At 68.0% G+C, this 15,416-nt stretch carries 10 protein-coding genes and 1 pseudogene; 3 read left to right on the top strand and 8 right to left on the bottom strand.

Translation table 11 applies throughout. The annotated features are described in order from the left end of the window. Window positions 1-110 precede the first annotated feature (110 nt). Both ACN27E_RS12690 and ACN27E_RS12695 read left to right on the top strand, forming a co-directional pair. The gene (locus tag ACN27E_RS12690) at window positions 111-458 is read left to right on the top strand and encodes a DUF3060 domain-containing protein (protein ID WP_422749847.1); all 348 of its coding nucleotides are present in this window, start codon (window positions 111-113) and stop codon (window positions 456-458) included. A gap of 39 nt (window positions 459-497) precedes the next feature. Next, the gene (locus tag ACN27E_RS12695) at window positions 498-923 is read left to right on the top strand and encodes a DUF3060 domain-containing protein (protein WP_422749528.1); all 426 of its coding nucleotides are present in this window, start codon (window positions 498-500) and stop codon (window positions 921-923) included. Between the two features lie 50 nt (window positions 924-973). Here ACN27E_RS12695 and ACN27E_RS12700 read toward each other — a convergent pair whose 3' ends face one another. From ACN27E_RS12700 to ACN27E_RS12715, 4 genes are all read right to left on the bottom strand, one after another. Beyond that, window positions 974-1,738 carry a crotonase/enoyl-CoA hydratase family protein gene (locus tag ACN27E_RS12700; RefSeq protein ID WP_422749530.1) on the bottom strand — a complete coding sequence of 255 codons (765 nt, stop codon included), beginning with the start codon at window positions 1,736-1,738 and terminating at the stop codon, window positions 974-976. Beyond that, window positions 1,735-2,469 carry a PaaX family transcriptional regulator C-terminal domain-containing protein gene (locus tag ACN27E_RS12705; RefSeq protein ID WP_422749532.1) on the bottom strand — a complete coding sequence of 245 codons (735 nt, stop codon included), beginning with the start codon at window positions 2,467-2,469 and terminating at the stop codon, window positions 1,735-1,737. The genes ACN27E_RS12700 and ACN27E_RS12705 overlap by 4 nt, the downstream gene beginning before the upstream one ends. A 2-nt stretch (window positions 2,470-2,471) precedes the next feature. Beyond that, entirely contained in the window at window positions 2,472-3,410 is a 939-nt protein-coding gene (locus tag ACN27E_RS12710) for a crotonase/enoyl-CoA hydratase family protein (protein ID WP_422749533.1), read from the bottom strand. Between the two features lie 85 nt (window positions 3,411-3,495). Then, on the bottom strand, window positions 3,496-5,124 hold the full coding sequence (locus ACN27E_RS12715) for an acyl-CoA dehydrogenase family protein (RefSeq protein ID WP_422749535.1): 1,629 nt from the start codon (window positions 5,122-5,124) through the stop codon (window positions 3,496-3,498). Between the two features lie 73 nt (window positions 5,125-5,197). Between ACN27E_RS12715 and ACN27E_RS12720 the strand changes: the two are divergent. Continuing rightward, window positions 5,198-5,464 (top strand): annotated as a pseudogene (locus ACN27E_RS12720) (cupin domain-containing protein); the annotation flags it as partial. Here the strand turns inward: ACN27E_RS12720 and ACN27E_RS12725 are convergent. The 4 genes from ACN27E_RS12725 to ACN27E_RS12740 form a co-directional block, all read right to left on the bottom strand. Next, window positions 5,402-6,601 carry a phosphatase PAP2 family protein gene (locus tag ACN27E_RS12725; RefSeq protein WP_422749537.1) on the bottom strand — a complete coding sequence of 400 codons (1,200 nt, stop codon included), beginning with the start codon at window positions 6,599-6,601 and terminating at the stop codon, window positions 5,402-5,404. The pseudogene ACN27E_RS12720 and the gene ACN27E_RS12725 sit on opposite strands and share 63 nt — an antisense overlap. Window positions 6,602-6,737: 136 nt before the next feature. Beyond that, window positions 6,738-7,490 carry a deoxyribonuclease IV gene (locus tag ACN27E_RS12730; protein WP_422749539.1) on the bottom strand — a complete coding sequence of 251 codons (753 nt, stop codon included), beginning with the start codon at window positions 7,488-7,490 and terminating at the stop codon, window positions 6,738-6,740. A gap of 324 nt (window positions 7,491-7,814) precedes the next feature. Then, window positions 7,815-11,762, bottom strand: coding sequence for a DNA-directed RNA polymerase subunit beta' (locus ACN27E_RS12735; RefSeq protein WP_422749541.1), 3,948 nt, complete (start codon window positions 11,760-11,762; stop codon window positions 7,815-7,817). Window positions 11,763-11,835: 73 nt separating this feature from the next. Then, window positions 11,836-15,330 (bottom strand): DNA-directed RNA polymerase subunit beta, encoded by a 3,495-nt coding sequence (locus ACN27E_RS12740; protein ID WP_422741821.1) that lies wholly within the window; start codon window positions 15,328-15,330, stop codon window positions 11,836-11,838. Between the last annotated feature and the right edge of the window lie 86 nt (window positions 15,331-15,416).

Raw genomic sequence — 15,416 nt, forward strand, 5'->3', positions numbered from 1 at the left:
GAAGGTCATCGGTCCCGCGCACCGCCCACGTACGCTGCTTCTCACACCGCCGGGCCGTCAGAGGAGATAAGCCAGTGCGATCGATCGTGAAGGGGCGCTCGACGGGCGCTGTGGTGGGGTCCGTCGTCTGCTGCGTCCTGGGCATCGCAGGCGCTCCCGCGGCCTCGGCCGAGAACGGCGATACGCACGTCGTGGGCCAGGGACTCAACCAGACCGTCGACTGCCGCGACGCGACCCTGCACGTGACCGGCACCGGCAATCAGATCTTCGCGTTGGGCACCTGCTATGCGGTGACGGTGCAGGGTTCGTCGAACATCATCATCGCCGACAACGTGATCAATGACATCACCGTCTACGGCTGGGATCAGACGGTCTATTTCAAGAACGGCGATCCGATCCTGTGGGACCGGGGGCGGGAGTTGGGTATGACCAACCGCCTCGGCCGGGTACCCGCCTGACCGACGTCCTCCCCTCTGGAGGCGAGAAAGCGAGCGACCATGCCCGTCCACTCCCCCCGCCTGACCGGTATCGCCGCGGCCCTGACCCTCGGCGCGTTCGCGCTGGCCGGTTGCGGTTCGGAGAGCACGGACACCAATACCCCGACGGCGACCGCCGGGTCGTCCGGCGCACAGGTCGAGGTCGGCAACACCGTCAACTACGGATCGGTCGGCACCACCGCCGAGGTGGACTGCGCCGACGGCAAATCGCTCAACGTCGGGGGCTCGAACAACAAGCTCACCGTGACGGGCACCTGCGCGAACGTGAACGTCGGCGGCACCGACAACACGATCAGCTTCGCCCGCGTCGATAAGGAGATCACCGTGGTCGGGCTGAACAACACGATCACCTACGCCGACGGCGACCCGCAGATCGAGGACCTGGGCTCCAACAACAAGATCACCAAGGGCGGCGTGGCGCCCTAGCGGGGCCGTAGCGGGGCCGTAGTGAGGCCGTAGTCGTCGCGCTCGGCGGTTCAGGCTTTGGCGCCGTGCCGGCCCGCGCCCGCGGCGAAACGACCTGCGCCCTCGAGTGCCTCGTGCTTGACGCGCGACATGCTCGCGAACTCCCGGTCGATCGCCTCGTCCTCGCCCAACCCCCACTGCCCGAGCGCCGACAGCCGGTCGGCCCGCATACATTGCTGCGGGAACCTCGCCAGTTCGGCGGCGAGTTCCTCGGCGCGCCGGCGCGCTTCACCTTTCGGCACCACGCGGTTGGCCAGCCCGATTGCGTGCGCCTCGGCGGCGTCGACGGCGCGCCCGGTCAGGATCAGGTCCATGGCGCGGCTGTGACCGATCAGTCGCGGCAACCGGACCGTTCCGCCGTCGATGAGCGGAACACCCCAGCGGCGGCAGTAGACGCCGAAGATCGCGTCCTCCTCGACGACCCGCAGATCGCACCACACGGCCAGCTCGAGGCCGCCGGCGACGGCGTGCCCGCTGACGGCGGCGATCACCGGCTTGGACAGCACCATCCGGGTGGGACCCATCGGGCCCGGACCGGTGCGGTGCACCGCATTGGCCTGCGGGGTGCCGAAGGCTTTGAGGTCGGCGCCGGCGCAGAACGTCCCGTGGTCGCCCCACAGCACGGCCACCGCCGCGGACTCGTCCCGGTCGAAGTCGTCGAACGCCCGGTACAGCGCCTCGGCGGTGGGCCGGTCGACGGCGTTGCGGGCCTGCGGCCGGTCGATGACGACGGTGGTCACCGGCCCGTTGCGTTCCACTCGAACCGGATCGGTCATATCGCGCTCCTGTCTGTCATCTCGTCGCGCCGCGCGACCAGTTCATCGGCGAACGCCGTGTACGCACGGCGCAGGTCCGCGCCCGGCCAGCCGTCGGGGACCAGCTCGGTCGGCAGCACCGGATCGGTGAGCAGGTGGCGCACGATCGCCGCGGCGGTGCCGAACCGGGCGGGTACGTCGGCCGCCGCGCCCATGTCGGCCAGCAGCGCACGGCCGGTCTCGGCCCACCCGTCGAGATCCCACAACCGCGACGCCAGATCGGCGGGGGCGTCGTCGCGAGCGTGGAGCACGCGTACCCGTTCCCGCACCTCCTCGGGCAGTTCACCAGCCAGGTTGTCCGGCCGCAGCCACACGCCTTCGCGCAATTCGCCGAATCGATGGTCGGTCAACGTGTTCCGCAGCGCGGCGCGGGTTCGGGCGTCGGTTCCGACGCTGGTGATCACCAGCGTGGTCCAGGTGCCGTCCCAGGATCGCAGCCGGGGGTCGATGGCGTCGTCCTGGCGGCGCTGCCGGTGCAGCAGCCGGTCCGACAGCCGGTACCCGTCGGCTGAGCGCACCAGATCGCCCGCGCTGACCATGCGCGTCAACGCCACCCGCACCGTCGACTCCCTGATGTCGAAATCGGCGGTCAGCCGGATGAGATCGGCCGCGGTGGCCCACGCGGGGTGGGCGCCCAGCAGCACCGAGAGCACCACCGAGCGTGCGGTGAGCCGGGACAGGACCTCCACCACGGCTACACGCCGGAGGCTCTGCGGCCGTGATCGCCGAATGGTTCGTCGCGCCGGCGCACCGCCTCCCGGAACCCGTGCTCACGCGATTCGGCGACGAAGGCGTGCCCCTCGGGGGTGTGCCTGGCGATGCCGTCGAACACGGTGCTGACCATCCGGCTGGTCGCCACCCCCTGCTGCAGCAGCGGTGCGTTCATCGCGAGCTTGATCATGATCAGCTGGTTGACCGGCATCGCGGCGATGCGCTGAACCAGGCGCTCGACCCGGTCATCCAGGTCTTCGGGTTCGGGCGCCTCGACGGCCAATCCCCATTCGGCGGCCTGTCGCCCGGTCAGGCAGTCACCGGTCAACAGCAGGCGTTTGGCCCGCTGGTCGCCGAGCCGGTGGGCCCACATCCCGGCCGCCGGAACACCCCACACCCGGGTGGGCGGGTAACCGATCTTGGCGTCCGCGGCGGCGATCACCTGATCGGCGTGCAACGCGATGTCGGTGCCCCCGGCCACGCAGTAGCCGTGGATCTTCACGACCGTCGGCTTGTCGCAGTGCAGCAGGCTGGCGAACCCGCGGACGAACCTACTCATCATCTGGTAGTCGATCATCGGATCCCACGGCTGATCCGGCAGATGGTTGACCGCCTGGGTGCGGCCGGAGAGCACGGTGTCGCGGTACGGACTGCCGCCCCCGGCCGACGACGATCCTTCGGCGTAGGCGGACAGGTCGAAACCCGCGCAGAACCCCTCCCCACGGCCGGACACCAGGATCACGTGCACGTCGGGGTCGAGATCGGCCCGCTCGACCAGGGCCGACAGCTCCAGCGGGGTGTCGGCGACGATCGCGTTGCCCTTCTCCGGCCGGTTGAAGGTGATGCGGGCGACCCGGTCGGTCACCTCGTAGGTCATCGTCTTGAGGTCGTCGAAGTCGACGGGCCGGATCGCGTGGGTCATCGCGTCACCCCCGCGCGCCGAAACAGCGTTCCCGGCTGCGAAGCGCGCGTCTTGGTGACCGGGAATGCTGTTTCGCCGGAGCCCGTCACAGCTCGACCCGCGCGCGCTCGAGGATCGGGTCAAGGTCCAGCCCGACCGGCAGCGTGCCGAACGCCCCACCCCAGCGGCGGTCCAGCCGGGTGGCCAGGAACGCCTCGGCGACCGCGGGATGACCGTGGCGTACCAGCAGAGCGCCCTGCAGGGCCAGGCAGATGTCCTCGGCGACCTTGCGGGCGCGGTACTGGATGGTCTCCACGTCGCCGAGCGCCTGCTTGAGCGCATCGACGTGCACGCCCAGCCGGGGATCCTCGCCGGAGACCTGGGCCAACTCGTCGAACAGCACCTCGACGCTGTCCGGACGGGTCACCATGGCCCGCAGGGTGTCGAGCGCGCTGACGTTGCCCGAGCCCTCCCAGATCCCCATCAGCGGCGCCTCGCGGTACAGCCGCGGCATGCCCGAGTCCTCGACGTAGCCGTTGCCGCCCAGGCACTCCATCGCCTCGGCCGCATGGGGGGTGGCCCGCTTGCAGACCCAGTACTTCGCGGCCGCCAGGCCGATGCGGCGCAGCAGCGCCTCCCGGTCGTCACCGCGGACCGCGCGGTCGGTGGCACCGGCCATCCGGAAGGCGACCATGGTGGCCGCCTCGGCCTCGACCGCCAGATCGGCGAGCACGTTACGCATCAGCGGCTGGTCGATCAGGTATTCGCCGAACGCCTTTCGATGCTGGGCGTGGTGGACCGCGCGGGTCAGGCCGGCGCGCATGCTGGTCGCCGACCCCAGCGTGCAGTCCAGTCGCGTGAGGTTGACCATCTCGATGATGGTCGGCACGCCGCGGCCCTCCTCGCCCACCAGCCACGCGGTGGCACCGTCGTACTCGACCTCACTGGACGCGTTGGCGTGGTTGCCCAGCTTGTCCTTGAGCCGCTGCAGGAACATCCGGTTACGGGAGCCGTCGGGCAGCACGCGCGGCAGCAGGAAGCACGACAACCCCTTCGGCGCCTGCGCGAGGACCAGGAAGATGTCGCACATCGGCGCCGAGGTGAACCATTTGTGGCCGCGCAGCGAATAGGTGCCGTCGCCGTTCGGCGTCGCCTCGGTGGTGCCGGCCCGCACATCCGAGCCGCCCTGCTTCTCGGTCATGGACATACCGGCGGTGATGCCGGGTTTACTCGTCGGGACAGCCAGTTCGGGGTCGTAGACGCGGCTGGTCAACAGCGGTTCGTACACCGCGGCCAGCTCCGGGTTGACGCGCAGCGCCGGGACGACGGCGTAGGTCATCGAGATCGGGCAGATGTGTCCGGGCTCGGGGGTCCACACCGAGGTCTTGGCGGCCCGCACCACGTGGGCGCCGGCCCGGTCGTCAGCCCACGGCGCGGCGTGCAGGCCGTGGCCGATCGCGACGGTCATCAGCTCGTGATAGGCGGGGTCGTATTCGACCTCGTCGACCCGGTGACCGTAGCGGTCGTGGGTGTGCAGCACGGGGCGGTTGCGGTCGGCGAGCTCACCCCAGCGTTGCGCCTTCGCGCTGCCCGAGAGCGCCCCGAGTTCACTCACCTCGTCGAGGCCCCACTGCCCGCCCTCCCGGATCAGCGCCTCGCGCAGCACCGGCGAGGCGGCCGGATTGTGGTCCTCCAGGGTGGGGACCTGATTGGTGACGACATGCGTATCGGCCATGCGGCAAGTGTTACATCTGGATCGACAGCCGCACAAGAGGTGTAATACGCCCGGTCGCGCGCATACTGTCGCGATGCAGCCCAACTCGGTGGTCCACGCCGCCACACTCGACCTCGCGCACCGACCGGTCCCCGGCGATCAGGTAGCCGACGGGGTGCCGACCACGGCCACTGCCGCGTTCGGCGACTTCGACGGGCTGGAGGTCGGCGTCTGGGAGATGAGCGTCGGCGGCATGCGCGACATCGAGGTCAACGAGGTGTTCGTGGTGTTGTCGGGTTCAGCGACCGTCGAGTTCGGCGACGGAAGTCCGGCGCTGCGGCTCGGGCCCGGTGACGTCGTCCGCCTCGCTGCCGGCGCCGAAACCGTCTGGACCGTCACCGAGACGCTGCGCAAGGTCTACCTGACCTGACCGGCCCCGCCGCCAGGCGTCGTAGCGGCGCAGGCCGATGATCACCGCCGCGGCGAGTGCCCACCCGAGCAGGATGTCGACGACGTAGTGCTCGGCGGTGTACACCAGGGTGAACGCCATGATCAGGACGTAGCCGGCCAGTACCGGCCGCCAGATGGGGCGCACCCGATGCCATAGGAACGCTGCGATCGCGGCCGTCATTCCGGCGTGCAGCGACGGGATCGCCGCCACCAGATTCACGCTGGCCTGCCCCTGGTCGAGCAATGCACTGGCGGTGTGCAGGTTGAGGTTTCCCCAGCCACGTCCCACGATCCGCTCGACCCACGGATGCGCGCCGTCCTGGCTGGTCTGCATGGCGCCGAGCACCCCGCCGTCGGGCACCCCGCGCGCCGACCGGAACATGCAGTCGGCCTCCGAGGGCCCGTCGGCGACCTCGGCCGGCGTGCAGCGCGCGGCGGCCCACGGCGGCGCCGCAGGCAACAGCGCGTAGATGAGCAGGCCGGCCACGTTGAGGCCGACGAACAGCCGGACGAAGGATTTCCACTCGTCGCGGTCGCGCAGCCACAGCACCGCGGCGACCACATAGGGCAGGACGAAGAACGACATGTAGACCGAGCTCATGACGACTTCCCACCACGGCGGATGCGGCACCTTGAGCTGTTCCTGCAGCCACACCGTCGGCACCGTGCCCAGAAACAGCCAGCGGTCGGCGTCCACCTGCCAATGCCAGAGGGTGGGTCGCCCGATCAGCGTGGCGGCGCCGCGGCTGAGGTCGTAGGCGATCAGCACGAGCGCGAAGGGCAACCAGTCCCGCAGGACGTAGAGCATCCGGCGCCCCTGACCGATGCTGGCGGCCAGCAGGCCGGTCGCGATGTAGAGCAGCAGCAGTTCCCGGTTGAACGCGAAGCCGTCGGTGACGGTGCGGTAGCCGATCACCGCGGCCCACACTGCGACGGCGGTCCACCGCAGAATCCGCATCCGGCGCTCGCGGCCTGACCGCTCTCGGCCTGACGCAGGGGGTTCGTCAGCAGGCGCCAGCGCCACCGACGACTCGTCGATCAGCGACACATGAGCCTTTCGGAGGTCGGGGAATCGGGATTCCCGCGATCCACCCAGTTAACCCGTTGGCCGGTCGCCGTTCAGCCGTCGTTAGTCAATCGTCATCTCAGCCCGTCGGCCCGACGCCGGCTGGGCGACGACGGCGTCAGCCGCAGTGCTCGCGCAGGAAGGCGATGTCGTCTTTGCGGCCCTCGTCGGAGGTCTCGCAGATCACCGGGGCGTCGGCCGCCTGCACGACACCGGCCAGCAGCTGCGGGTCGATCTGCCCGAGCCCGAAGTTGGCGTGCCGATCGGCGCCCGAGCCGGCGGCGTCCCGCGAGTCGTTGCAGTGCACGAGGTCGATGCGGCCGGTGATCCGCTTGATCCGGGAGACGGCGTCGATCAGTGCCTCGCCGGCCGCCCAGGCGTGGCAGGTGTCGAGGCAGAAACCGATGCCGTAGTCGCCGATGTGGTCCCACAGTCGTGCGATGGTGTCGAAGTGCCGGGCCATCGCGTGGTCCCCGCCCGCGGTGTTCTCCAGATACACCGGCACCGTGGTCTCCAGCCGGTCCAGCGCCTTGGCCCACCGTTCGAAGCCGGCTTCGAAGTCCTTGTCGTCGGCGTGCCCGCCGTGCACGATGACCGCGGTGGCGCCCACCTCGGCGGCCGCATCGCAGGTGTCCTGCAGGATCTTGCGCGACGGGATGCGCACGCGGTTGTTCGCCGAGGCGACGTTGATCAGATACGGCGCATGCACGTAGAGCGGGATGTTCGACGCCTTGAGGGTCTCGGCGTCGTCGCGGGGCTTGGGCTTCTTCCAGCTCTGCGGGTCGCCGAGGAAGAACTGGACGACGTCGGCACCGTCGGCCTGCGCGGCGGCCAGCGGATCGTCGTTGCGGACGTGAGAACCGATGAGCACGCCGCCAGTCTAGGCGCGGGCTCGGACACCCCCACCCTTCCCCGCGAGCAGACGCAAAAGGCCCCCACATTGGCCCCTTGGCGGGGCGTTTGTGTCTGCTCAGCCGGCCCTGCTGACCCTTCCCAGATGCCACGCGATCCGCGCAACGAGCTGATCGGGATGGCGACGCACGTCGTCGATCATCACACCGCGAGCCTCGCGGCCGTTGGCGCCGGCAGTCCATCGCCCTCGTCGCACGCCTGTGGACAACTCGGCGAGCAGACGCAAAAGGCCCCCATTTCGCAGGGAAATGGGGGCCTTTGCGGCTGCTCGCGCAGCTACGCGCTAGCGGTAATCCGAGTAGCCGTAGTCGTCCAGCGGAACCGCGGCACCGGTGGCCTGACCGAAGTCCGGGCTGTAGTACTGATCCTCGTAGGACGGGATCGTGTACGCGGCAGCCCGCGCCTCCTCGGTCGGCTGAACCTGGATGTTGCGGTACCGGTTGATGCCGGTACCGGCCGGGATCAGCTTGCCGATGATGACGTTCTCCTTCAGACCCTGCAGCTTGTCGCTGCGGCAGTTGATCGCCGCATCGGTCAGCACGCGGGTGGTCTCCTGGAACGACGCCGCCGACAGCCACGAATCGGTGGCCAGCGAGGCCTTCGTGATGCCCATCAGCACCGGGCGGCCCGCGGCGGGCTCGGCGCCCTCCGCGACGACGCGACGGTTCTCCGACTCGAACTCGGCACGCTCGGTCAGCGAACCGGGCAGGAACTCCGTGGAGCCCGAGTCGATGATCGTCACGCGACGCAGCATCTGCCGGACGATGACCTCGATGTGCTTGTCGTGGATCGACACGCCCTGGGCCCGGTAGACCTCCTGGACCTCGTGGACCAGGTGGATCTGCACCTCACGCGGACCCTGCACACGCAGCACCTCGTGCGGATCGGCCGAACCCTCCATGAGCTGGTCGCCGACCTCGACGTGGTCGCCGTCGGAGAGCACGCCCTCGGAGCCGTCCTCGTGCTTGATGACCCGCAGTCGCTGACGCTTGGAGAGCTTGTCGTACACCACTTCCTCGCCACCGTCGTCGGGGACGATGGTGATCTTGTAGAAGCGGTCGCCCTCCTCCAGCTGCACCCGGCCGCTGACGTCGGCGATCGGCGCCTTGTTGCGCGGCACGCGGGCCTCGAACAGCTCCTGCACGCGGGGCAGACCGCCGGTGATGTCCTCACCCACGCCGCCCTGGTGGAAGGTACGCATCGTCAGCTGCGTGCCGGGCTCACCGATCGACTGGGCGGCGACGATGCCGACCGCCTCGCCGATGTCGACGAGCTTGCCGGTCGCCATCGAACGGCCGTAGCACTTCGCGCACACGCCGGTGGCCGACGTACAGGTCAGCACCGAGCGCACCTTGACCGTCGTGACACCGGCGGCCAGCAGTGCATCGATCGCCGGATCGCCGAGGTCGTGGCCCCGCTCGATGACGACATTGCCGTTCTCGTCGACCGCGTCGGTGGCCAGCGTGCGGGCGAACGCCGAGGTCTCGACGTGCGGATCCCGGACCAGCGTGCCGTCCGCGGCGCGCTCGGCGAGCGTGACGTTGATGCCGCGCTCGGTCTCGCAGTCGGTCTCGCGGACGATGACGTCCTGGCTGACGTCCACCAGACGACGGGTCAGGTAACCCGAGTCGGCGGTGCGCAGCGCGGTGTCGGCCAGACCCTTACGGGCGCCGTGGGTGTTGATGAAGTACTCCAACACCGTCAGGCCCTCACGGAAGGAGGACTTGATCGGCCGCGGGATGAACTCACCCTTCGGGTTGGTCACCAGACCCTTCATGCCCGCCAGCGTGCGGGTCTGGGTCAGGTTGCCCGTGGCGCCGGACTTCACGATCGTGATGATCGGGTTGTCCGCCGGGTAGTAGGCCTCCAGAGCCTTACCGACCTCTTCGGTGGCGTCCTGCCAGATCTTCACCAGCGAGTCGTTGCGCTCCTTGTGGTTCAGGGCGCCACGCTGGTACTTGCGCTCGATCCCGTCGGCCTCCCGCTCGTACCGGTCGAGGATCTCCTGCTTCTGCGGCGGCACGAGCACGTCGGCCATCGACACGGTGACACCCGAACGGGTGGCCCAGTAGAAGCCGGCGTCCTTGAGCTTGTCCACGGTCTGCGCGACCACGATCATCGGGAAGCGCTCGGCCAGATCGTTGATGATCCGGGCCTGGACCTTCTTGTGCATCTGCTCGTTGACGAACGGATAGCTCTTCGGCAGCAGCTCGTTGAACAGCACCCGGCCCAGGGTGGTGTCGGCGGTCCAGGCGTCGCCCGGCGTCCAACCGTTCTCGAACAGTTCGGCCTCCAGCGCGGCCGGCGGACGCAGCTGCGTCAACCGCACCTTGATGGGTGCCCGCACGCTCAGCGCACCGCGGTCCATCGCCATGATGGCCTCGGCCGGCGAGCTGTACACACCGCTCTCGGGCTGATCGTTGGTCGCGGCCTGGTACTCGCCCTTGTCGCCCTCGATCATCGTGGTCAGGTAGTACAGCCCGGTCACCATGTCCAGACGCGGCATGGCCAGCGGCTTACCCGACGCCGGCGACAGGATGTTGTTCGAGGACAGCATCAGGATGCGGGCCTCGGCCTGGGCCTCCGCCGACAGCGGAAGGTGCACGGCCATCTGGTCGCCGTCGAAGTCGGCGTTGAACGCCTCACACACCAGCGGGTGCAGCTGGATGGCCTTGCCCTCGACCAGCTGCGGCTCGAAGGCCTGGATACCCAGGCGGTGCAGGGTGGGCGCACGGTTGAGCAGCACCGGGTGCTCGGCGATGACCTCTTCGAGGACATCCCACACCTGGGGACGCTGACGCTCCACCATCCGCTTGGCGCTCTTGATGTTCTGCGCGTGGTTCAGGTCGACCAGACGCTTCATCACGAACGGCTTGAACAGCTCGAGAGCCATCAGCTTCGGCAGACCACACTGGTGCAGCTTGAGCTGCGGGCCGACGACGATGACCGAACGGCCCGAGTAGTCGACACGCTTACCCAGCAGGTTCTGACGGAAGCGGCCCTGCTTGCCCTTGAGCAGATCCGACAGCGACTTGAGCGGACGGTTGCCGGGCCCGGTGACGGGCCGGCCGCGGCGGCCGTTGTCGAACAGCGCGTCCACCGACTCCTGGAGCATGCGCTTCTCGTTGTTGACGATGATCTCGGGCGCGCCGAGGTCGATCAGTCGCTTGAGCCGGTTGTTCCGGTTGATGACGCGTCGGTACAGATCGTTCAGGTCGGAGGTGGCGAAGCGGCCACCGTCGAGCTGAACCATCGGACGCAGCTCCGGCGGGATCACCGGAACGGCGTCGAGCACCATGCCCATCGGCGAGTTGGCGTTGCTCTGGAACGCCGCGACGACCTTGAGCCGCTTGAGCGCCCGGAGCTTCTTCTGCCCCTTGCCGTTCTTGATGGTGTCGCGCAGCGACTCCGCCTCGGCGTCGATGTCGAAGTTCTCGATGAGCTTCTTGATCGACTCCGCGCCCATGGCGCCGGTGAAGTACTCGCCGTAGCGGTCGACGAGCTCGCGGTAGAGCACCTCGTCGACGATCAGCTGCTTGGGAGCCAGCTTGGTGAACGTCGTCCAGATCTCGTCGAGCCGGTCCAGCTCACGCTGGGCCCGGTCGCGCAGCTGACGCATCTCGCGCTCGCCGCCGTCACGCACCTTGCGGCGCACGTCGGACTTGGCGCCTTCCTTCTCCAGCTCGGCCAGATCGTTCTCGAGCTTCTGCGCCCGCTCGGCCAGATCCAGATCGCGCTGGTCCTCGACGCCCTTCTTCTCGACGACCATCTCGGCCTCGAGGGTGGAGAGCTCGTTGTGGCGCATCTCGGTGTCGACCGCGGTGATCACGTAGGCCGCGAAGTAGATGATCTTTTCCAGATCCTTCGGGGCCAGGTCCAGCAGGTAGCCCAACCGCGACGGGACACCCTTGAAGTACCAGATGTGGGTGACGGGTGCGGCCAGCTCGATGTGGCCCATCCGTTCACGGCGCACCTTGGCGCGGGTCACCTCGACGCCGCAGCGCTCACAGATGATGCCCTTGAAGCGGACGCGCTTGTACTTGCCGCAGTAGCACTCCCAGTCGCGAGTGGGTCCGAAGATCTTCTCGCAGAACAGGCCGTCCTTCTCCGGCTTGAGCGTGCGGTAGTTGATGGTCTCCGGCTTCTTGACCTCGCCGTAGGACCAGTTGCGGATGTCGTCCGCGGTGGCCAGGCCGATGCGGAGTTCATCGAAGAAGTTGACGTCTAACACGTAACTCCCTTTCCCCTTTCGGGATTAGTACTGCAAATAACTAGGGCCTGAACGTCGTCGGTGCGGACCGCGATCAGGCAAGGTCCTCGACGGACGCCGACTCGTTGCGTGACAGGTTGATGCCGAGGTTGGCCGCAGCGCGTTCCAGGTCCTCGTCGTCGCCGTCACGCATCTCGATCGCCGCACCGTCGGAAGACAGCACCTCGACGTTCAGGCACAGCGACTGCAGCTCCTTGAGCAGCACCTTGAACGACTCGGGAATGCCCGGCTCGGGGATGTTCTCGCCCTTGACGATGGCCTCGTACACCTTGACCCGCCCGACGGTGTCGTCGGACTTGATCGTCAGCAGCTCCTGCAGCGTGTAGGCGGCGCCGTAGGCCTGCATGGCCCAGCACTCCATCTCGCCGAACCGCTGACCACCGAACTGCGCCTTACCACCGAGCGGCTGCTGGGTGATCATCGAGTACGGACCGGTCGAGCGGGCGTGGATCTTGTCGTCCACCAGGTGGTGCAGCTTGAGGATGTACATGTAGCCGACCGTCACCGGGTACGGGAACGGTTCGCCACTGCGGCCGTCGAACAGCTGCGATTTGCCGTCGGCGTCCACCATGACCTCGCCGTCGCGGTTGGGCAGCGTGGAGCCGAGCAGACCCTGCAGCTCGTTCTCCCGGGCACCGTCGAACACCGGGGTGGCGACGATGCTGTCCGACGGAGCCGAGTGCAGCTCCTCGGGCAGATTGCCGGCCCATTCGGGTGTTCCGTCAGCCACGTTGATGTTCCAGCCGGCCTTGGCCACCCAGCCCAGGTGCGTCTCCAGGATCTGGCCGATGTTCATACGACGCGGCACACCGTGGGTGTTGAGGATGATGTCCACCGGCGTGCCGTCGGGCATGAACGGCATGTCCTCGACGGGCAGGATCTTGCCGATGACGCCCTTGTTGCCGTGGCGTCCGGCGAGCTTGTCGCCGTCGGAGATCTTGCGCTTCTGGGCCACGTACACGCGGACCAGCTCGTTGACGCCGGCGGGCAGTTCGTCGTCGTCCTCGCGGGAGAACACGCGGATGCCGATGACCTTGCCGGACTCACCGTGGGGCACCTTGAGCGACGTGTCGCGGACCTCGCGCGCCTTCTCACCGAAGATCGCGCGGAGCAGCCGCTCCTCCGGGGTCAGCTCGGTCTCGCCCTTCGGGGTGACCTTGCCGACCAGGATGTCGCCGTCGCGGACCTCGGCGCCGATGCGGACGATGCCGCGCTCATCGAGGTCGGCGAGCACCTCATCGGAGACGTTCGGGATGTCCCGGGTGATCTCCTCGGCGCCCAGCTTGGTGTCGCGGGCATCGATCTCGTGCTCCTCGATGTGGATCGAGGTGAGCACGTCCTCCTCCACCAGGCGGTTGGAGAGGATGATCGCGTCCTCGTAGTTGTGGCCCTCCCACGGCATGACGGCGACGAGCAGGTTCTTGCCCAGCGCCATCTCACCGTTCTGGGTGCAGGGACCGTCGGCGACGACCTGACCGGCCTCGACCCGCTGCCCGGCGTCCACGATCGGGCGCTGGTTGGCGCACGTGCCGTGGTTGGAGCGGGCGAACTTGCGCATCCGGTAGGTGTGCCGGGTGCCGTCGTCGGCCATCACGGTGATGTAGTCGGCCGAAACCTCTTCCACCACACCGGCCTTGTCGGACACGACCACGTCGCCGGCGTCGATCGCGGCGCGCAGCTCCATTCCGGTGCCGACCAGCGGGGCCTCGCTGCGCACCAGCGGAACCGCCTGGCGCTGCATGTTGGCACCCATCAGGGCACGGTTGGCGTCGTCGTGCTCGAGGAACGGGATCATCGCCGTCGCGACCGACACCATCTGGCGCGGCGAGACGTCCATGTAGTCCACCTCGGTGGCCGACACGAACTCGACCTCGCCACCCTTGCGTCGAACCAGGATGCGGTCCTCGGTGAAGTGGCCACCGTCGTCCAGCGGCGAGTTGGCCTGCGCCACGACGTGGCGGTCCTCTTCGTCGGCGGTCAGGTAGTCGATCTGGTCGGTGACGACACCGTCGACGACCTTGCGGTACGGGGTCTCGATGAAGCCGAACGGGTTGACCCGGGCGTACACCGACAGCGAACCGATCAGGCCGATGTTCGGACCCTCCGGGGTCTCGATCGGGCACATCCGGCCGTAGTGGCTGGAGTGCACGTCGCGGACCTCGAGGCCGGCGCGCTCACGGGACAGACCGCCCGGGCCCAGCGCGGACAGGCGGCGCTTGTGGGTCAGACCCGACAGCGGGTTGTTCTGGTCCATGAACTGCGACAGCTGCGACGTGCCGAAGAACTCCTTGATCGCCGCCACCACGGGACGGATGTTGATCAGGGTCTGCGGCGTGATCGCCTCGACGTCCTGGGTGGTCATCCGCTCGCGGACGACGCGCTCCATCCGGGACAGACCCACGCGGATCTGGTTCTGGATGAGCTCACCGACGGTGCGCAGACGGCGGTTGCCGAAGTGGTCGATGTCGTCGACCTCGACGGGGACCTCGACGCCACCGGGGGCCGTCATCACGGTGTCCCCGTCGTGCAGGCGCACCAGGTACTCGATCGTCGCGACGACGTCCTCTTCGGTCAGCGTCGAGTTGGTGATCGGCTTGTCGGCGTTGAGGCCGAGCTTCTTGTTGACCTTGTAGCGGCCGACGCGGGCCAGGTCGTAGCGCTTCTCCTTGAAGAACAGGTTCTCCAGCAGGGTCTGCGCGGACTCCTTGGTCGGCGGCTCGCCCGGACGCAGCTTCCGGTAGATGTCGAGCAGCGCCTCGTCGGTGCCGGCGGTGTTGTCCTTCTCCAGCGTCGACATCATGATCTCGGAGAAGCCGAAGCGCTCGGTGATCTGCTCGTTGGTCCAGCCGAGCGCCTTGAGCAGCACGGTGACCGGCTGACGGCGCTTGCGGTCGATGCGGACGCCGACGGTGTCGCGCTTGTCGACGTCGAATTCCAGCCAGGCACCGCGGCCGGGGATCACCTTGACGCTGTGCAGCGTCTTCTCGGTGGACTTGTCGATGGTCTCGTCGAAGTAGACGCCGGGCGACCGGACCAGCTGGCTGACGACCACGCGCTCGGTGCCGTTGATGATGAAGGTGCCCTTCTCCGTCATCATCGGGAAGTCACCCATGAACACCGTCTGGCTCTTGATCTCGCCGGTGTTGTTGTTGATGAACTCGGCCGTGACGAACAGCGGGGCCGCGTACGTCATGTCCTTGTCTTTGCACTCGTCGACGGGTGCCTTGACCTCGTCGAAGCGCGGGTCGGAGAAAGACAGCGACATCGAGCCCGAGAAGTCCTCGATCGGCGACAGCTCGGTCAGCACCTCTTCGAGGCCACCGGTCGGGTTCACGTCACCGCGGGCGACGGCCTTCTCGCGCCAGCTGCTGGCGCCGATGAGCCAGTCGAACGACTCGGTCTGCACGTCGAGCAGCCCCGGAACCTCGAGAGGCTCACGGAGCTTGGCGAAGGAAATGCGATTTGGTGCTCCGGGGACGGAGTTATTGGTGATAGCTTTTGCTGACTTGCTCTGGCTAGAGACTGCCAAGATGCATCCTTCCAGCACCTCGTGCGATGTCCGGAGGGCGTCAAAGGAGCTTGAGCGCCGGTTCCTTACATCACTAATCTGCGTCG

Source organism: Mycobacterium sp. WMMD1722, assembly GCF_049315205.1.
Lineage (GTDB): Bacteria > Actinomycetota > Actinomycetes > Mycobacteriales > Mycobacteriaceae > Mycobacterium.